Source organism: Falsihalocynthiibacter sp. S25ZX9, from assembly GCF_041205405.1.
In the GTDB taxonomy this organism is placed as follows: domain Bacteria; phylum Pseudomonadota; class Alphaproteobacteria; order Rhodobacterales; family Rhodobacteraceae; genus Falsihalocynthiibacter; species Falsihalocynthiibacter arcticus.
In genome coordinates, this window is the sequence record NZ_JBGFCD010000099.1 from 1 (window position 1) to 366 (window position 366).

Here is a 366-nt window from a genome sequence, read left to right on the forward strand (position 1 = left end):
GCCCAACAAGCGTCGAAATACTGCTGGAATACGCAATGCTGGGAGTTTCTTGGCTTGCAATCCGTCTTGCGGTACGTCGTTGATTGCAATTAGTCGCGTCATTCCTTATTTGAGGGGTAACGCAAATTCGCGACCCAAACAGCAGGACAAGCTCGGATGAACTGGATTTCAAACTACGTTCGCCCCACGATCAACTCACTTTTTTCGCGCCGCGAAGTGCCCGAGAATCTTTGGCAGAAATGCCCCGAATGCGTAACAATGTTGTTTCACCGCGAGTTGTCGGAAAATTTGAACGTTTGTTCGTCGTGCGACCACCATATGCACATCAGTCCGCGCGCCCGATTCGCAGACCTCTTTGATGGCGGT

Annotated in this window: 1 pseudogene; it reads left to right on the forward strand. The window is 51.1% G+C overall.

Annotation, left to right across the window (positions count from 1 at the left end):
• Positions 1-156: 156 nt before the first annotated feature.
• Positions 157-366, forward strand: a pseudogene (locus AB9F29_RS21455) (acetyl-CoA carboxylase carboxyl transferase subunit beta); the annotation flags it as partial.